Origin of the sequence: Psychrosphaera haliotis (assembly GCF_009728465.1) — a bacterium.
Classification (GTDB): Bacteria; Pseudomonadota; Gammaproteobacteria; order Enterobacterales; family Alteromonadaceae; genus Psychrosphaera; species Psychrosphaera haliotis.
The window spans coordinates 317,179-334,344 of the sequence record NZ_WOCD01000003.1; the positions used below are offsets into that span (position 1 = coordinate 317,179).

Sequence of the window (17,166 nt, forward strand, 5' to 3'; positions counted from 1 at the left end):
AGGATCTGTTAACGGATCCGCGGTTGGAGAGCTTTTCTTTTAAGAAATAAAGCAAGAGCCACTAATAAAGATATTGAAAGCAGAGAAGATAAAACGATAATGCCAATGGTTGAGGATAAGAACTCGCTAATTTGATCTGTTATGCCCTTGTCTTCCGCCTGCGCTTTTGTGATCGCCAACTCTTCTTGTTGCTGAATCAGCAATTCTTCTAACTTTGATAGGATTTGTTGTGTTTCATTTCTAAGCTGGCTTTCATTACCCAATGATTGCTCAACATTGGTAAGTTTTCTGACAACGCCGACAACTTATCTTTGCAATGCTATATTTTCTTGCTGTAAAGACTGGTTTGGTTTTGGCACTATCAAGTTGGGTTTGTATATTCTCAAAAGCCTTAAGTTGCTTTTGCTCTACCTTTTCAATTTTCTCAGATATTTCTTTTTCGCGTTAGTAACATCAACTTGTTTAGCGGCTTCAATTGGAGCTAACGCTACGTCAATTGATTGTTTATTTGCTTTGCCACTTAATATACCTTTCCACAATTCATCATCTGCGTCTGCGCGCTCTTTTGCATAAAGAGGCTCTACTGACATTACTTCTTTATGGCTAGGGATCTTTAATATTGTGCCATTTTTTAAACCGTTCAAATTATTGTAATCAAATGACGAAGGGTTTTTCTTGAGAATAGCTACCATTACCTGATAAACAGACACATTATTACGGTGTCTGAATTTATTACCCAGTTTCCACATTGTATCTCGGCTAGTGATTGGGCCGTAAGTTTCTCCCATTTCGCCATAGTCGACCCCTTTAGGGCCTTTTAATTTGTTATCTGCATAAATAGAGGTTGCCGTTGAGAACGACATTATGATTATAAACAAAGCAAATAATTTTAAGCTTGAGCGCATTGATAATTTCCAGATTCAATATAGTTCCGCCAAATGCGGTAAAAGTTTGTTGATGCAGTTGTTTTTAAGAAAATGTATTGGTTAAAACCACATTAAAATACCTGCATTCAACTTTAATTATTTAAACACTTTAAAAAAGTAAAGCAAAGCTTGTACCACTTAATTCTGTCAAGTTTATGTCTCTTTATTAAATTTAGACCAAAAAAAAGCCCCGATACAACCGAGGCTTAGGAAACTATCGATTTAATTATAGATAGTCTTTTATTAATAACTCTGCAATTTGCAGGCTATTTGTTGCCGCCCCTTTACGAACGTTATCGGCCACTACCCATAAATTTATACCGTTAGGGTGAGAAATATCTTCACGAACACGGCCAACAAAAGTTTGGTCTTGGCCACTTGCATGGCTCACCTGCGTTGGAAACTCTTTGTCTTCTCTCATTAAAACAACGCCAGGCGCCTGCTCGAGTAGCTGTTTAACGTCTTCAGCAGAAACTGGTTGACGCAACTCAACATGAATAGATTCTGCATGACCGTAAAAAACAGGTACACGAACGGCAGTTGGGTTAACACGGATAGTTTCATCACCCATTATTTTATGTGTTTCCCACACCATTTTCATTTCTTCACGTGTATAGCCATTATCTTCAAATGAATCTATTTGAGGGATTACGTTAAATGCCATTTGTACCGGAAACGCTTCTGTTTCCACCGGGCGGCCATTCATCAGCTGAGCTGTTTGAGACACGAGTTCGTCGATGCCTTTTTTACCTGCGCCACTTACTGATTGGTAAGTACTAACATTGATTCGGTCAATTCCATAAGCGTCGTGTAATGGCTTAAGGGCAACTAACATTTGAATTGTAGAGCAATTTGGGTTGGCAATAATATTTCTATTTCTAAAGTCAGCTAATGCATGAGGGTTAACTTCAGGGATCACCAACGGAATTTCAGGCTCGTAGCGATAAAAAGATGTGTTGTCGATAACAACAACGCCTAAATCAGCTGCGATAGGTGCATAACGCATCGACGCGTCAGAACCAGCGCTAAAAATAGCTAATTGTACTTGGCTCCAATCAAACTCAGCGGCGTCTAGTACCTCAATGTCTTTACCTTTGAACGATATTGTTTCACCTGCTGAGCGCTCGCTTCCTAAAGGGAATAACTCTCCAACTGGAAATTTTCTATCTGCTAATCCTTCAATAATGTTTTGCCCCACTAATCCTGTGGCGCCTAAAATTGCAATATTATATTTTTGTTCTGACATTGTTTCTCTACTTAATATGGAATCCGAGCGAACTGAGTTGCTCTGCTAATTCAGGTTGCTGACAGTTTACCGAAATTGACGACCATTCGCGACGTATTGGGTAGTTTTTTCTCAACCAATCAAAACTATGCTCGTTTAATAGATTTCTGAATAAACTATCGTCTCGTCTAACGTCGTAAACAGTATGTATTAGTGTTTTAAGTGGGTTGTTAGGTGCAATAGTGAAAGTCTTGCTGACTTCATTATTAACAGTTTCATGTTTATTAACATTACTATCTTTATTTAGAGTAATTGATGATATTGCTGCTTCAGGTAAAAAGTCTTTTAACTGGGCTGTTGCTGCGACATTTAACAATTGGCACACGTTTTTATACAGCATTTCTGTGCCTGTCGCTTTGCCTTCTAAACTGTAGCCTGCAATGTGTGCACTTGTTAGGTCACAATGAGGGATCAACGCTTGCAGTGGATTTGGCTCTCCTTCCCATACATCCAGCACTAACTTTATATTTGGCTTACCAGATAAACTTCGTTGCGTAATATGCTCTAGTAGCGCGGTATTGTCTATCACCTCACCTCGACTGGCATTTATTAAACATACATTGTCTTTGAGTAGTGTCAGGTTATTGGCATTCAACAAGTGGTGAGTAGGATGCGTGCCTGTCGACGTTAGCGGTGTATGAAAAGTAATAATGTCTGCATTCGCGATAGCATATTCAAAATCGACATAAGTTTTTTCTGGGGTTGAGCTTTTAAACGGATCGCATAATAAAGTCTCAATACCTAAAACTGTTAATTTATGATGCAGGTTTTGGCCAATGTTACCTAACCCAATGATTGCCATTTTTTTGTTGCTAACGTCAATTTGATATTTTTCCGCTAATACAAACAACGCATTAATAACAAACTCTGCCACAGAGTTAGCATTGCACCCCGGAGCTGAACTAAAGGCAATACCTCGTTTCGACAACTCTGCTTTATCAATATGATCTTCGCCAATAGTTGCAGTACCAACAAACTTTAATGAATTGGCTTGGGAAAGAAGACTTGCATTTACTTTAGTAATTGACCGAACAAGCAAGACATCTGCATCAACTAAATCACTCGCTTGCAAACTTCGCCCTGAAAATCTCACTACTGTGCCAATATCTGCAAAAAAGGCCTCAGCATAGGGAATGTTTTCATCAATTAAAATTCTCATAGGAAATCCAGTCATTAAAAAACCCGAATAAGTTTAACGCCTATTCGGGTTGTAAAATACGAGTTTTATAAATATTTATACTTTTTTAAATACTAACGTCGCATTTGTGCCACCAAAACCAAAGCTGTTTGACATTGCTGTGGTGATTTCAGCTGGTGTAGCCTCAGTAATTATATTTAGACCTTCCGCTTTTTCATCTAAATTTGCAATATTAACGGAAGGCGCTACAAATTTATTTTCCATCATTAACAAGCTGTAAATTGCTTCATGCACTCCGGCTGCACCTAAGGCGTGCCCCGTCATTGCTTTTGTTGCAGAAATCATAGGCGATTTACCTGCAAATACGTTCTGAATTGCACCTAACTCTTTAACATCACCTACTGGCGTGCTCGTGCCATGAGTATTCAAATAATCAATTGGCCCGTCTACAGTGCTTAACGCCATTTGCATACAACGTTCAGCACCTTCGCCCGATGGCGCAACCATATCAAAGCCATCAGAAGTGGCACCATAACCTACAACTTCTGCATAAATCTTAGCACCGCGAGCTTTGGCATGTTCGTACTCTTCAACAACAACCATACCGCCGCCACCAGAGATCACAAAACCATCTCTATCCGCGTCGTAAGTTCTTGAAGCTACTTCCGGGGTTTCATTATACTTTGTTGAAAGCGCGCCCATAGCGTCAAACATACCTGCTAGTGTCCAGTCAACTTCTTCACCACCACCGGCAAAAACGATGTCTTGTTTACCTAACTGAATCTGCTCTAGAGCATGACCAATACAGTGCGCTGAAGTAGCACACGCTGAACTTATAGAGTAGTTTACGCCCTTAATTTTAAATGGCGTTGCCAATGTAGCTGAACAGGTACTGCTCATAGTGCGAGGAACTTGATAAGGCCCAACACGTTTTACACCTTTTTCACGAAGTGTGTCGCAAGCCATAATTTGATTTTTAGATGAGGCTCCACCAGAACCAGCTAACAAACCAGTACGTGGGTTAGATACCATTTCATCTGTTAAGCCAGAATCAGCAATGGCTTCTTTCATTGCAATGTATGCGTATGCTGAAGCTTCACCCATAAATCGTATTGCTTTACGGTCTATGTGTTCAGTAATATCGATATCAATATTGCCCCACACCTGCGACCTAAGCTTGTACTCTTTGAACTGCTCTGACGCTGTTATTCCAGACTTGCCTTCTTTTAAGCTTGCTAAAACTTCATCTTTATTGTTGCCGATGCTCGACACAATCCCCATACCAGTAATAACTGCTCTTTTCATAACTATCCTAATTATTGAGTCTTCAACGATAAATTTTGTCAGTATTCTACGCACTTTTATAATCTAACTGGTCTAATTTCAGCGCACAAGTGTTAGCTCAATTAATTTTTTATTAAAGTAACGTTACCTTTTTGAAAACAAACACGTAAAATTTACTTAAATCAGTGTAATTTATTGAGATGAAGCTTTGATTAATAATGCAAATTTAAAGTTCGACGAGAATGGTGTTCCTTACTCCAGTGACTTTGACGATATATACTTTTCTAAAAAAGATGGTATCGCTGAAACAACTTATGTGTTTTTAAAGCACAATGGGATCCCGTCTAGGTTTAAAAATACTGGTTGTTTTCATATTGCTGAAACTGGTTTTGGCACGGGTTTAAATTTATTGGTTACCTGGCAACAATTAAACCAGGCCAACCAATCTAACCCATCTCCAGTTAAGCTAAAATTTACGACATTTGAAAAATACCCACTGTCAAAGTCTGACTTAACGTCAACTTTATCAGCTTGGCCTGAGTTTAAATCACTATCAGTTCAGCTTTTAAACGCGTATCCAGAAAAATTATTGGATGACAATACTATGATCCTTGAAAATGGCAACGTTGAACTACGACTAATCATTGGTGATGTGAATGAGTCGATTACGAACCTTGTTGTTAGTAACAATGAGGTGGATGCATGGTATCTCGACGGTTTTGCGCCAAGTAAAAATCCCGATATGTGGACAGAACACCTATTCAACAACATGCGACGCCTAACAAAAGAGCAAGGTACAATTGCTACCTTTACAGCTGCAGGACATGTAAGGCGCGGATTAATAACGTCTGGATTTGATGTTGTAAAATATAAAGGTTTTGGCTACAAGCGAGACATGGTTGCGTCTAGAGGTATTTTAGACAGATTTGAATCTGACTCAGGTAAATAAAAAAACAGACATGCAAAATAATCCGGCTGCATATACGAGTGACGTCTATAAACCTGATAAAGTTGCCATAATTGGCGGTGGCATCGCGAGTCTAATCTTAGCTGACTACCTATCTAAAAAAAATCCAAACCTAGAAATTACGATTTTGTGCAAAGACAGCGACATAGCGTTGCAGGGCTCAAGTAATAAACAAGGGGCAATTTACCCTTTGTTGCAAGCCGGTAAGTCAATTATTTCTACGTTTTATGCACAAGCATTTGAACATGCCATTAAATATTATAGAGAAACTTTGCCATCAGCTAGTGTGGTGTCGCATCAATGGTGCGGTGTGTTACAACAAGCTTTTAACCCAACAATGCCTGAAAAATTTAAAGAAATCAGCCAACTTTGGGCTCACATTACTGAATATATTGATGATAAATCGAGTTCTGAGTTAGCTGGTATCAGTACCCCATATTCAAGCTTATATTTTAAAGATGGCGGCTGGATTAACCCAAATCAATTTTGCAAATGGCTTTTAAATGATCTTATAAGCAATAGAAAAGTTTCGATATTACAAAACACTGAAGTAAAGAGCATTTCAAAGTCGCATCTTGGAGACTCTTGGGAAGTCTTTTCAGACGGCTTAACAACTGTTGCTGACCACGTTGTTATTTGTGCCGGTATTGACTCACCTCTAGTCACATACGCCAGTATCAACTCAATTCCAATTGATGGTGTATTAGGACAAGTATCTAGCTTCAATACGGAGTCAAGCACGCAACCATTAAAAACGGTGTTGTGCCATAAGGGTTATATCACACCAAGTGATGGCAAGTATCAAGCGTTTGGCGCAACCTTCGAAAAGAACTATGAATCAATAACTTCAACCCAGGAAGCGATGAGTCAAAATATCGCTCAGATTAAAAAGGTATTCCCATTTCAAGACTGGGCTCAGCAAGTGAGTAATGAATTGGTGATCCATAATAATGCTGCGGTAAGAGCCACAACGCCTGACCACATTCCCATTGCTGGGGAGTTATTTGATTGGAGTTGGATTAAACATCATGTAGACAATAATAATGGAAAATATAAACGAGCGGATAAAATACAAGGAAAACTTGATAACCCTCTTCAAGGTTTATATTGTTTAACTGGACTAGGAGCGAGAGGTTTGACGTCAGCGCCTATTTTGGCCGACATGGTTAGTGACTTAATAGTGAATAGTGGTCGTGTTTCAAAACCACTAAATAACCTGATAGAGACCACAGCACCGATGAGATTCCAACTTAGAGAATATAAACGTACTAAGGTTTTACCAAAGGTGAATTAATCATGAGACATTATTAATAATAAACAATGTCTCTAACTATTAGCTTACGGCCTTTCCATTTGGATAACGACTCGTCTGTTTTCAGCTCGACCTAATATTGTTTCGTTAGATGCGATGTGCCTTTTCTCACCAAAGCCTTCAACATCAATTTTAGACTGAGCAATACCGAAGCCAACAAACAATCCTTTGACTTCATCAGCACGCTTTTCTGATACTTTTAAGTTAGTGTATCGACCGCCCCAAGAGCTACTATAAGCTTTGACCGTAATACGCTCAATATTACTATCATGCTTTAAATACTCTTCAATCTGGGCCAGTTTTTTCTTCGAAGCTTTATCTAATACTGCGCTATTTTTCTCAAAATTGAGAACAGTGTAAGAAATATCATCAAAACTATATGGCAATAAACCGTCCATACACGTCAAAAAATCGTAATATGCAGGCCTAAAGTTTGTTGCAGCTAAAGCCACCGCAACTCTATCGGACTTATTGTGCCAGTCAGCGTAATAAAGTGTTGGGAAATAGCCCTTTTCCAACTCCGTTAACATAACCCAAGCAGAGTCTTGGTCAACGTCGCCGTTAAACTGTTTACGCCACTGTAAGCTTGTAATATGAGTTGAGCCTTGTCCTGGTCGCCATTGAGGTGGTACCGACTCTATTTGAGCCAGTGAATAATCCGCAGGAAGGCGACGAAGATCGAGTTCAAATTCTAAATTGGTTAGTTTATTTGCCGCACTACTAAATTTTGCCGTTCCGTAATTAGGAATGGTATGTTGTAGTTCACATTGTAATCGGTTGTTGTTAGCCAACATCCAGTTCGAATTATTTAAGCTCGCTGAATAAGTTCTCAAACTTGACTTAGCATCGGAAAAGCCAGTAAAGACAAGCGCTATAAACAAAGCAGCCCAGCTAATAAATTCTTTTTTTAAAAGAAATTCTCTTGATGAATTCATAGGTTTCATATCATTTCTGTCATTAAGATTATGTTGTAATAACGGCTATTACTAATTCTATTGGTAATACTTCTGTTAATACTAAAGCAATTCATATACCACTTATAGAATATAATTAGTAAATGAAAGAAGACCAACTTCATGCGATAATAGATCATTATTGTTATTAGCATCATGTGAGTACCGTGACAGAAACCTGCCAACGAATCAACTGAAAAAAACAAACCCGATCCAAACCTTTTAAGCTCTCGTTTTAGAGGCTTTTATCCGGTCGTTATAGATGTAGAGACCGCTGGTTTTAATGCAAAAACAGATGCGCTTTTAGAAATTGCTGCCACTACATTAAAAATGGATGACGATGGGGTTTTGCAACGAGACAAAACAATCCACTTTCATGTTGAGCCTTTTGAAGGTGCAAATATTGAACAGGCGGCTATTGATTTTAACGGTATAGATCCTTTTAATCCCTTACGAGGTGCGGTTTCAGAATCGGAAGCTATTAAAGAAATATGCAAAGAGATCCGTAAAGGTCAAAAAGCAGCCGGATGTAATCGCTCTGTAATTGTGGCTCACAACGCGGCGTTTGATCATGGTTTTGTAATGGCTGCTATAGAGCGTATTAATTATAAACGAATTCCATTTCACCCTTTTGTAACTTTTGATACCGCATCGTTTGCCGCATTGAGTCTAGGCCACACTGTACTTGCTGAAGCTTGCAAACGCGCTGGTTTAGGTTTTGACAACAAAGAAGCTCATTCGGCTAAATACGATACTGAAAAAACCGCTGACTTATTTTGTTACATGGTTAATCGTTGGAAAGAACTTGGAGGATGGCCAATTCCTGATGTAACTCCACAATCTCCAGAGTTAGAGCAAGAGTTAAACCAAGAGTAACGTCGGCAGAATTTAACAGGTAATTAAATTGGTTAAGTAGTTAAATAAAGTAAAAAAACAACCAATTGAAAAGTGTCAACGTTATTTAGGAAGGGTCAAATTGTTATAAGAAAGCCTGCAGAAAAGTGCAGGCTTTTTTCTTTTCTGGACCCTGACACACTATTAGTCCGGGCTACGCTAATATGACAAAGCTAAATTAGCTAGTTTATAAGTTGAACCATCAATTACAAAACAACTCAATTTGCCTATTCGCAAGACGCTTCTGTTGAGCAATATCATTTTGTGACAAGGTTTTAGGGTTACCTTTATCATCCAATACTTTCACAGACTCATAAGAGTCCAATACCTTTAAATTATGCTTAGCTTTATCACAATATAATTTAGCTTGTGAGTTCAATTCATCTACCATAGAGTCGTCTTTATCTGCGTTTATAGATATTTCTACAGATTGATCATCTTTCTTGCCGCGCAGCACTCTATCGCCTTCAATTTCTAATTCTACATACTTGCTATTTTGAGGACGATATTCACTAAATGTCACCACGCCTTTCGCATCAATCCAACGGTATACCTTCACCTTTTGTGAACCTGCGTAGCTACTGCTGACTAGTAACATGCATAAAATTGCTAAAAACCTCATTAGGTCCCCTTGTTGTCCTTTGAATTTTATATGCTATGGTGCTTTTATATCCTTATTTAGCCAAAAAATAAAAGAAAATTTGATGTCTGTCGATAATTCCAATAAAAACAAACCTAAAGAGCACTTCTATTTACTTCCAAACTTGCTTACCACTGCCGGATTATTTTTTGGCTTTTACGCCATAATATCCAGTATCAATAATCAATTCGAACATGCCTCTGTCGCGATATTTATTGCCATGATATTTGATGGCTTAGATGGCAGAGTTGCTCGCATGACAAATACTCAAAGTGAGTTTGGCGCACAATACGACAGTATGGCTGATATTGTCTCATTTGGGATCGCTCCAGCTATATTAACGTATAGTTTTTGCCTATCTTCATTTGGAAAATTAGGTTGGCTGGCCTGTTTTATTTTTGTTGCTTGTGCCGCCCTGCGTTTAGCTCGATTCAATTCTATGTTGTCTATTTTTTCTAAGAATTACTTTCAAGGTTTACCATCCCCTGCCGCTGCAGCTCTGGTAGCAAGTATGGTTTGGGTACTTCAATCATTCGAGCTAGAAAATGGCATTATCTCCCTTGTTGTTGCAGTAGTCACAGTTCTGTCGGGTTTATTAATGGTGAGTAACTTTAGATACAGCGCATTCAAGAACCTAACATTACTTAAGGAGCAACCTTTCGTAAGTTTACTAATTGCAGTGTTCTTATTTGTTGTTATAGCGGCAAGACCAGCGGAAGTTTTATTTATTACTTTCTTCATCTACGCCTTAAGTGGCGCAGTTCTCGGTTTTAATTCTATTAAATTTTCCAAACTAAATGGTAAAAATGACGCTGACTTTAACGACTCAAATAATGAAGTAACCGAGGAAAAAACAAAGGAATAATACTATTTCCTTGTAACCCCTATTTAGTCAACTAGACTTAAAAGGATTTGTAATATTGGGGAATATTCATGGATTTTGTAAATTTTGAAGTTGGCTCAAAAACCGTTTCGCTTGCCATCTTAAATATCTTGTTAACAGAACAGTATCGTGAAAACCTAACAGAAATGCCTAACCACAATCCAAACTTTATGGGCATTAAAGACTTTATGAATATTCCAGTGCCTATTTTTGACCTAGGTAAAATACTAAATCATTGTTCTACCAAAGATAAAAATACCCAAACTGTAAATCAATTTTTAGAACAAAAAAATATTTTTAACCAATGGCTACTATCCAATAAAGGTAACAACGTTTTAACAAAACCGCATGCATTACTGAAGTGGCTAAATAACTTCACAAGCAGTGATGAAGACTTGGCTAGTATCATGTCAAAGGCTAAGCTAATTGTTGAGCAAATAGCTCAGCAAAATATCAGTGACGACAACAAACTAAATTCAAAAGTTAATCAGTTGTTTGAAAATGCCATTGAGCATATTGAATATTCTTATAAACCCATAATCGTTTTTACGACCATAAATGGCAGTGCGCCTCACATAGGTCTCTTAGTTGACAAGGTTGAAGATAATATCCACGTCAATGAATCAGACATAAAGTCATTAGACAAAGTAACAACGGTTGGATTTGAATTAGATAACGATACTAAAGCAATTTTGAAAGGCTTAATTCAGCTTGGGGACAAACACAGTTTGATAATTGATCCAGCATCCTTATTTACTAAGGGTATAAAAAGCGATGAAGTTCAACCAGAGGCTGTTGTCTAACCTAATAGCGGCATAATGAAATATAAACAAACGCCAGCCGCTAAGCCCGCTACAATATCATCAATCATTATGCCTAAACCACCATGAACGTACTTGTCTAAGTAACTTATAGGCCAAGGTTTAACAATATCAAAGAACCTGAATAATACAAATCCTACCGCAATAGCAGTCCAACTAAATGGAACAAAGCACAAGGTAATAAACATACCTGCAAACTCATCCCATACAATCGCTTTATGATCGTGAACGCCGATGTCCGACGCAGCTTTGCCACAAATGTAAGGGCCCACTACGCAAGTAAACAGAGTGAACAATATAAATATATAAGCTGGGCTATAAACAAATGCTAAGTAAAAAGGGATGGCAGCTAATGTCCCAAACGTGCCAGGAGCAAATGGCGCAAGACCACTACCAAACCCTGTAGCTAAAAGGTGTGTTTTATTACATAAGTTAAATTTAGCCGCAGGGTTTTCCACTTTACTTCTCTTCTTTATCCGAAAAATGCTGAAAGCCCTTTTGGCCTTTCAAGTTAAACGGCTCGTCATTGAACAGCAATTCAATTCCGGTATCGCCGCCACAAATTTGGCCAATGCAGGTATATTTAACACCCATCGCTGTTGCGTTTTGCTCTAAGTAACCTTTTTGTTGTTCAGGCACTGTAAACAAAATTTCATAGTCTTCTCCGCCGGTTAACGCCAGAGAAATCGCTTTTTCTTGGCCAACAGCGTCGTATAACGTATGTGAAATAGGTAGTCGCTCTACATCTATTCTTGCTGAGACTGATGACGCCTTAAGAATGTGGCCAAGGTCTTGAATTAAACCATCAGAAATATCAAGTGCAGAGGTTGCCGCGTGTCTTACAACCTGTCCGGCAGCAATTCGTGCAACTGGGTAGTCAAAACGTTGCTGAATATGACTAGCAATATCTTCCGGGAACTTAAGCCCATTAATTTTTGAGTCAACCGCCAGAGCAGACTCACCTAACTCACCTGTTACATAAATCCAATCGCCCGCTTTAGCTCCAGATCTTAATAACGCTTTGCCTTCTGTTACAAATCCTTTAAGGCTCACTGTAACCGCTAGCGGCCCTTGTGTAGTATCACCACCAACAATTTGAACATTATAGTATTCTGCAATTTCAAACAAACCGTCAGCAAACTCTTTTACCCATTGCTCATCAGCGTTTGGCAGCGTTATAGCAACTGATGCCCAAGCAGGCTCGGCGCCCATAGCAGCAAAGTCACTTAAGTTAACCGCTAAGCAACGGTGACCAATTGATCTGGCACTTGTATCAGTAAAAAAGTGGGTGTTTTCAACCATGGTATCTGTGGCAACGACAAGCAGCTTATCCTGCGGCATTTTCATTAAAGCGGCGTCATCTCCGACGCCGACAATAACATCTTTACGTTGCGGACCACGGCCTGAAAAATAAGTCTGAATCATTTCAAACTCTTTCATAACCATTTCCTTTTGGTGTGAGTCTAGTTATCTAAGAGGGATACGAAGATCTTTGGCGGCTCTGTCCAATACGCCGTTAACAAAGCGGTGGCTATCATCTGCACCAAATTTCTTTGCCAATTCAATGCCTTCGTTGATCGCAACCTTGTAAGGTACGTCAACTCTGAATTTTAACTCAAATGCAGACAAGCGCATGATGGCTTTTTCGATTTGATCAACATCTTCATATGGACGCTCAGTATAAGGTGTTAGCGCAGTGTCTAACTCTTTATAGTGTGCGGCAACGCCACGAATAGCTTCTTTGAAGAACTCAACGTCAATTTTATTTACGTCATTTTCCAAAAGGAACTGTTGCTCAATGTCACTTACGTGGTTTTGGCTAATCTGCCATGAATATATAGCTTGTACTGCAAGGCTACGTGCCTTTCTTCTTGCTGCTGGTTTCATTATATTGCCTTAGATTTGCGCCATTACATTAACCATCTCAAGTGCACCAAGGGCAGCTTCACCGCCTTTGTTTCCAGCTTTTGTGCCAGAGCGCTCGATAGCTTGTTCAATGCTGTCTGTTGTGATTACACCAAATGATACTGGTATATCGTAATCTAACGATACAGACGCTAAACCTTTGTTACATTCACCTGCAACAAATTCAAAATGAGGTGTGCCGCCTCTGATTACTGCACCAATAGCAATAATGGCATCAACTTCACCACGCTTAGCGATCTTTTTTGCCGCTAATGGTAATTCATAGGCGCCAGGAACATAAACAATAGTGATATCGTCTTGGTTTACTTCGCCATGACGCTCTAGGGCATCAACTGCGCCTTCTAATAAGCTATCAACCACAAAGTGATTAAAACGAGATACTACAATTGCGAATTTTTTACCTGTCGCACGAAAATTGCCTTCGATGACGTTCATTCGGGAACCTTATTTCTTATCTTTAAAAAATTTTGCGCGATAATACCACAACATATTAGTAGATGTTAGCAGATCGCGCGATCTTAGATCTTATTCACTTACATACTCTACAACTTCTAAGCCAAAGCCTGAAAGTGCATGATATTTTTTAGGCGAACTTAATAAACGCATTTGATTAACACCAAGCTGTGCAAGTATTTGTGAGCCTACTCCAACATTACGAGAAGTGCCTTGCCATTTAGCCGGTGGTAAATTATCGCCATTGTCTTCCGCTTCAAAGCGTTTAACTATATTTATAAGTTCTTGATTACTTTCTTGCTTGCCAAGTAATACTAGAACACCGCCTTCTGCTGATATTTTTTGCAAAGCAGAATCAATAGAGAAGCTGCGGTTTACTGAGCGGTCAGAACTCAATAAGTCACTGAATGTATTTTGTAAATGAACACGAACAAGAGGCGCATCCATTTTATCAATGTCACCTTTTACCATTGCAAAGTGTAACTGTTCGTCAATTGTGTCTTTAAATGTAACTAACTGAAACTCACCAAATTGAGTCGGTATTTTACAACTCGCAATTTTTTCGACCGTCGTTTCATTTAAATTTCTGTATTCAATTAAGTCTGCAATAGTGCCAATTTTTAGGTCGTGCTTTTTCGCAAACACTTCTAAATCAGGACGACGAGCCATAGTGCCATCGTCATTTAATATCTCGACGATAACGCCACAGTCAGCGCGACCCGCTAAACGAGCTAAGTCAACGGCAGCTTCAGTATGGCCTGCGCGTGTTAAAACACCGCCTTTTTTAGCAACTAAAGGGAAAATGTGACCCGGCTGAACTATGTCTGCTGGTTTTGCATTTGGAGCAACAGCCGCTTGAATTGTTCTTGCTCTGTCAGCAGCACTAATACCTGTTGTTACGCCTTCTGCAGCTTCAATTGAAACCGTAAAGTTAGTAGCAAACTGGGCATTATTATTGTCTACCATTAACGTTAGGTTTAACGCTCTTGCTCGATCTTCTGTCATTGGTAAACAAACTAGGCCTCTAGCGTGCGTTACCATAAAGTTAATATGCTCTGGCGTCAGCATGTCTGCCGCCATGATTAAGTCACCCTCATTTTCTCTATCTTCATCATCCATCAAAATGACCATTTTACCGTGACGGATGTCTTCAATTATTTCTTCTGGTGTATTCAAATTCATATTTTCTACCAATTTTGGATGAGGCTTACTTATTAAGGTAACCGGCTCTTGCCAGTAATGACATGTCCACGCCTTTTGGGTCTTTCCCACCTGACGCATGACCGAGTAATCTTTCAACGTATCGAGCTATTATATCAATTTCAACGTTAACTGCATCACCAACGGCTACATTTGATAGTGTAGTTTCAGCAAAGGTATGCGGTACGATTGTCAACTTACATTGACCTTCAGTAACATCATTGACGGTTAAGCTAATTCCATCAACGGTAATTGAGCCTTTTTTAACGGCGTATTTCTCTAAATGACTTGGGATACTAAGCCAAATATCTTTAGCACGACCATTGTTATAAATTGACGCTACGTAACAAACCGCATCAACATGACCGCTTACCATGTGGCCGCCAAATCGAGTAGTAGGTAACATCGCTTTTTCAAGGTTAACTAATTGGCCTGTTTGATAATGTTTAAATCCGGTATAGCTAATAGTCTCGTTTGATACATCGGCTTTAAAGGATTGCTCAGACTTTTCCACTACGGTTAGGCACACACCATTAGTTGCTATGCTGTCCCCTAGGTTTACATCTGAGAAGTCAAAAGTTGGAGATTGAACTTCCACTTGGAAATCTTCACCCATTCGTTTAAGGCTTTTTATTGTTCCTATTGTTTCGATTATTCCTGTAAACACAGTAATTCCACTTTTAGTTAATGCTTGTTTATTGGCTGATAAGTGAATCTGATATCATCACCAACCATTTTATAGTCTAGTAAATTTAATGACTTTGTCTCTTTCATACTGTCGAATGGACCAAGTGGAATACAATCAATGGCATTTTTACCCATAATAATAGGCGCCATATAAAGAATTAACTCATCTACAACTTGGCTTTGTAAAAATGACGCCGATAATTGACTACCAGCTTCAACCCACAAATTATTAATCGACAGCTGATTACAGTGAGAAATTAAGTCACTCACACAAAAGCCTTTTTCTTTATTGTATACCGAAGAAACTATAGTGACGTTGGTAAACTCTTTAAAATCAACAGTCGCCTGTTCAAAGTGAGGCTCTGACTTTACTAATACTACCTGAGGCTTATCTTCCGTTGTAAGTCTATTATCTGATTGGTTTTTAGCCATATTGCAATCAAATAATGCGAGGCCACTTGCAACTTCAGGTGTTATTTTATTTTTGCCATCCAAAACAATTTTTATAGGCTGGCGAATGTCAGTAACAATATTAGTAAATTCATATTGAACGTTAAGCTGTTCAGGTCTTACGTTAAGTCTTGCATTGTCTCTAATTACCGTTTTTGCTGTGGTTAAAATAGCGCAACTTAACGCTCGATATCTTTGAACATCGGCTCTAGCTGCTGGACCTGTAATCCATTTACTTTCGCCATTATGTAACGCTATTTTACCATCAACCGATGTTGCTAACTTTAAACGCACATGAGGCTGTTGCCTTTCCATCCTCGACAAAAAGCCCGGATTTAACGCTCTAGCATCAGTTTCTAATAAACCAATTTGCACTTCTATGCCGGCTTCTTGAAGCATAGCAATACCATTACCGGCAACAAGAGGATTAGGATCTAACATGGCAACAATAACTTTTTTAATCTTCGCTTCTTTTAAACGAAGTGCACAAGGTGGTGTTCGGCCATAGTGACTACAAGGCTCTAATGTGACGTAGGCGGTAGCACCAGCTGTTTGTTGAATACTGAGAGCTTGCAACGCGTTAACTTCTGCATGGCCTGTACCTGACTTTTGATGCCAACCTTGTCCTAGGATTGCACCATCTTTAACAATCACACAACCTACATTGGGGTTCGGCGTTGTAGTGTACTGACCCTTTTTAGCGAGCTTAATTGCCAGTGCCATCATGGTGTAATCTTGCTCAGAGAAAGAGGTAGTGGTGTTGTTTTGAGACATTTTTATTCGAACAACTTAGATTGACGACTTTTTAATTCATTTGCGCTATCAGCTTGCTGACCAATTTTCGCAATTTCTTCACCAAATTCTTTTATATCTTCAAATGAGCGATATACAGAAGCAAAACGAACGTACGCCACTTTGTCCAATTGGACTAAACCATCCATAATAAGGCTACCAATAAACTCAGAAGATATTTCTCGTTCACCGGTATTACGGATTTCTTTTTTTATTGAAAGAATGAGTTGATCAACCTGTTCAGTACAAACCGGTCTTTTTTCGATGGCGCGCAAAATACCTGCGCTCATTTTTTCTTCATTAAAAGGTTCTCGTTTGCTATCTCTTTTCACCACTTTAGGCATGACCAATTCTGCACCTTCAAACGTAGTGAATCGTTCATTACATTCATTACAGGCGCGTCTTCGGCGAACTTGAGAGCCACCACCAACAAGACGAGAGTCTATGACTTTAGTTTCCGTAGCAGAGCAAAAAGGACAATGCATGTGAGTTTTCCTAGAAAAAATAAAAAAGCCGTGTTTCCACGGCTTTAAATATTAACACAGCTTTCACTGT

The 17,166-nt window shown here is 39.0% G+C and carries 19 protein-coding genes and 1 pseudogene; 5 read left to right on the plus strand and 15 right to left on the minus strand.

What is annotated here, in order from left to right; translation table 11 throughout:
* Positions 1-8: 8 nt before the first annotated feature.
* The 5 genes from GNP35_RS06300 to fabB all read right to left on the minus strand — a co-directional run bounded on the left by GNP35_RS06300 (position 9) and on the right by fabB (position 4,654).
* Positions 9-263 carry a hypothetical protein gene (locus GNP35_RS06300; RefSeq protein ID WP_155695322.1) on the minus strand — a complete coding sequence of 85 codons (255 nt, stop codon included), beginning with the start codon at positions 261-263 and terminating at the stop codon, positions 9-11.
* A 144-nt stretch (positions 264-407) separates the two neighbouring features.
* On the minus strand, positions 408-905 hold the full coding sequence (locus tag GNP35_RS06305) for a FimV/HubP family polar landmark protein (protein ID WP_155695323.1): 498 nt from the start codon (positions 903-905) through the stop codon (positions 408-410).
* Positions 906-1,152: 247 nt separating this feature from the next.
* Positions 1,153-2,172 carry an aspartate-semialdehyde dehydrogenase gene (locus GNP35_RS06310; protein ID WP_155695324.1) on the minus strand — a complete coding sequence of 340 codons (1,020 nt, stop codon included), beginning with the start codon at positions 2,170-2,172 and terminating at the stop codon, positions 1,153-1,155.
* 7 nt (positions 2,173-2,179) lie between these two features.
* Positions 2,180-3,370 carry a 4-phosphoerythronate dehydrogenase gene (locus GNP35_RS06315; RefSeq protein WP_155695325.1) on the minus strand — a complete coding sequence of 397 codons (1,191 nt, stop codon included), beginning with the start codon at positions 3,368-3,370 and terminating at the stop codon, positions 2,180-2,182.
* A gap of 75 nt (positions 3,371-3,445) precedes the next feature.
* Positions 3,446-4,654 carry a beta-ketoacyl-ACP synthase I gene (gene fabB / locus GNP35_RS06320; RefSeq protein ID WP_155695326.1) on the minus strand — a complete coding sequence of 403 codons (1,209 nt, stop codon included), beginning with the start codon at positions 4,652-4,654 and terminating at the stop codon, positions 3,446-3,448.
* A gap of 187 nt (positions 4,655-4,841) precedes the next feature.
* Here fabB and mnmC2 point away from each other — a divergent pair, with 187 nt between their 5' ends.
* A complete protein-coding gene (gene mnmC2, locus GNP35_RS06325) occupies positions 4,842-5,582 on the plus strand; it encodes a tRNA (5-methylaminomethyl-2-thiouridine)(34)-methyltransferase MnmC2 (protein ID WP_155695327.1) in 741 nt (246 codons plus the stop codon).
* 10 nt (positions 5,583-5,592) lie between these two features.
* The gene (mnmC1, locus tag GNP35_RS06330; RefSeq protein ID WP_155695328.1) at positions 5,593-6,894 is read left to right on the plus strand and encodes an FAD-dependent 5-carboxymethylaminomethyl-2-thiouridine(34) oxidoreductase MnmC1; all 1,302 of its coding nucleotides are present in this window, start codon (positions 5,593-5,595) and stop codon (positions 6,892-6,894) included.
* A 44-nt stretch (positions 6,895-6,938) separates the two neighbouring features.
* Here mnmC1 and GNP35_RS06335 read toward each other — a convergent pair whose 3' ends face one another.
* The gene (locus GNP35_RS06335) at positions 6,939-7,856 is read right to left on the minus strand and encodes a flagellar protein MotY (RefSeq protein ID WP_230961320.1); all 918 of its coding nucleotides are present in this window, start codon (positions 7,854-7,856) and stop codon (positions 6,939-6,941) included.
* Positions 7,857-8,090: 234 nt separating this feature from the next.
* Between GNP35_RS06335 and rnt the strand changes: the two are divergent.
* Positions 8,091-8,741: pseudogene (gene rnt / locus GNP35_RS06340) on the plus strand (ribonuclease T); the annotation flags it as partial.
* 220 nt (positions 8,742-8,961) lie between these two features.
* Here the strand turns inward: rnt and GNP35_RS06345 are convergent.
* The gene (locus GNP35_RS06345) at positions 8,962-9,381 is read right to left on the minus strand and encodes a DUF4124 domain-containing protein (RefSeq protein WP_155695329.1); all 420 of its coding nucleotides are present in this window, start codon (positions 9,379-9,381) and stop codon (positions 8,962-8,964) included.
* An 82-nt stretch (positions 9,382-9,463) separates the two neighbouring features.
* Here GNP35_RS06345 and pssA point away from each other — a divergent pair, with 82 nt between their 5' ends.
* Both pssA and GNP35_RS06355 read left to right on the plus strand, forming a co-directional pair.
* Positions 9,464-10,264 (plus strand): CDP-diacylglycerol--serine O-phosphatidyltransferase, encoded by an 801-nt coding sequence (pssA, locus tag GNP35_RS06350; RefSeq protein ID WP_155695330.1) that lies wholly within the window; start codon positions 9,464-9,466, stop codon positions 10,262-10,264.
* Between the two features lie 68 nt (positions 10,265-10,332).
* A complete protein-coding gene (locus GNP35_RS06355; RefSeq protein WP_155695331.1) occupies positions 10,333-11,085 on the plus strand; it encodes a CheW domain-containing protein in 753 nt (250 codons plus the stop codon).
* Here the strand turns inward: GNP35_RS06355 and GNP35_RS06360 are convergent.
* The 8 genes from GNP35_RS06360 to nrdR form a co-directional block, all read right to left on the minus strand.
* Positions 11,082-11,561: a phosphatidylglycerophosphatase A gene (locus GNP35_RS06360; RefSeq protein WP_330997731.1), complete on the minus strand. Its 480-nt coding sequence runs from the start codon at positions 11,559-11,561 to the stop codon at positions 11,082-11,084. The genes GNP35_RS06355 and GNP35_RS06360 overlap by 4 nt on opposite strands.
* A 1-nt stretch (position 11,562) precedes the next feature.
* On the minus strand, positions 11,563-12,543 hold the full coding sequence (gene thiL / locus GNP35_RS06365; RefSeq protein WP_155695332.1) for a thiamine-phosphate kinase: 981 nt from the start codon (positions 12,541-12,543) through the stop codon (positions 11,563-11,565).
* A 27-nt stretch (positions 12,544-12,570) separates the two neighbouring features.
* Positions 12,571-12,990, minus strand: coding sequence for a transcription antitermination factor NusB (gene nusB, locus GNP35_RS06370; RefSeq protein ID WP_155695333.1), 420 nt, complete (start codon positions 12,988-12,990; stop codon positions 12,571-12,573).
* Positions 12,991-12,999: 9 nt separating this feature from the next.
* Positions 13,000-13,464: a 6,7-dimethyl-8-ribityllumazine synthase gene (gene ribH / locus GNP35_RS06375; RefSeq protein WP_155695334.1), complete on the minus strand. Its 465-nt coding sequence runs from the start codon at positions 13,462-13,464 to the stop codon at positions 13,000-13,002.
* A 90-nt stretch (positions 13,465-13,554) separates the two neighbouring features.
* Entirely contained in the window at positions 13,555-14,664 is a 1,110-nt protein-coding gene (gene ribBA / locus GNP35_RS06380) for a bifunctional 3,4-dihydroxy-2-butanone-4-phosphate synthase/GTP cyclohydrolase II (RefSeq protein ID WP_155695335.1), read from the minus strand.
* A 25-nt stretch (positions 14,665-14,689) separates the two neighbouring features.
* Positions 14,690-15,349 (minus strand): riboflavin synthase, encoded by a 660-nt coding sequence (locus tag GNP35_RS06385; RefSeq protein ID WP_330997732.1) that lies wholly within the window; start codon positions 15,347-15,349, stop codon positions 14,690-14,692.
* A gap of 17 nt (positions 15,350-15,366) precedes the next feature.
* Positions 15,367-16,593: a bifunctional diaminohydroxyphosphoribosylaminopyrimidine deaminase/5-amino-6-(5-phosphoribosylamino)uracil reductase RibD gene (ribD, locus tag GNP35_RS06390; RefSeq protein WP_155695336.1), complete on the minus strand. Its 1,227-nt coding sequence runs from the start codon at positions 16,591-16,593 to the stop codon at positions 15,367-15,369.
* Between the two features lie 2 nt (positions 16,594-16,595).
* On the minus strand, positions 16,596-17,096 hold the full coding sequence (gene nrdR, locus GNP35_RS06395; protein ID WP_155695337.1) for a transcriptional regulator NrdR: 501 nt from the start codon (positions 17,094-17,096) through the stop codon (positions 16,596-16,598).
* Between the last annotated feature and the right edge of the window lie 70 nt (positions 17,097-17,166).

Excerpts from the sequence above, each read along its gene's own strand:
- GNP35_RS06305 (WP_155695323.1), bottom strand. The coding sequence starts at position 905 with ATGCGCTCAAGCTTAAAATTATTTGCTTTGTTTATAATCATAATGTCG.
- GNP35_RS06310 (WP_155695324.1), bottom strand. The coding sequence starts at position 2,172 with ATGTCAGAACAAAAATATAATATTGCAATTTTAGGCGCCACAGGATTA.
- GNP35_RS06315 (WP_155695325.1), bottom strand. The coding sequence starts at position 3,370 with ATGAGAATTTTAATTGATGAAAACATTCCCTATGCTGAGGCCTTTTTT.
- fabB (WP_155695326.1), bottom strand. The coding sequence starts at position 4,654 with ATGAAAAGAGCAGTTATTACTGGTATGGGGATTGTGTCGAGCATCGGC.
- mnmC1 (WP_155695328.1), top strand. The coding sequence starts at position 5,593 with ATGCAAAATAATCCGGCTGCATATACGAGTGACGTCTATAAACCTGAT.
- GNP35_RS06335 (WP_230961320.1), bottom strand. The coding sequence starts at position 7,856 with ATGAAACCTATGAATTCATCAAGAGAATTTCTTTTAAAAAAAGAATTT.
- GNP35_RS06345 (WP_155695329.1), bottom strand. The coding sequence starts at position 9,381 with ATGAGGTTTTTAGCAATTTTATGCATGTTACTAGTCAGCAGTAGCTAC.
- pssA (WP_155695330.1), top strand. The coding sequence starts at position 9,464 with ATGTCTGTCGATAATTCCAATAAAAACAAACCTAAAGAGCACTTCTAT.
- GNP35_RS06355 (WP_155695331.1), top strand. The coding sequence starts at position 10,333 with ATGGATTTTGTAAATTTTGAAGTTGGCTCAAAAACCGTTTCGCTTGCC.
- thiL (WP_155695332.1), bottom strand. The coding sequence starts at position 12,543 with ATGAAAGAGTTTGAAATGATTCAGACTTATTTTTCAGGCCGTGGTCCG.
- nusB (WP_155695333.1), bottom strand. The coding sequence starts at position 12,990 with ATGAAACCAGCAGCAAGAAGAAAGGCACGTAGCCTTGCAGTACAAGCT.
- ribH (WP_155695334.1), bottom strand. The coding sequence starts at position 13,464 with ATGAACGTCATCGAAGGCAATTTTCGTGCGACAGGTAAAAAATTCGCA.
- ribBA (WP_155695335.1), bottom strand. The coding sequence starts at position 14,664 with ATGAATTTGAATACACCAGAAGAAATAATTGAAGACATCCGTCACGGT.
- ribD (WP_155695336.1), bottom strand. The coding sequence starts at position 16,593 with ATGTCTCAAAACAACACCACTACCTCTTTCTCTGAGCAAGATTACACC.
- nrdR (WP_155695337.1), bottom strand. The coding sequence starts at position 17,096 with ATGCATTGTCCTTTTTGCTCTGCTACGGAAACTAAAGTCATAGACTCT.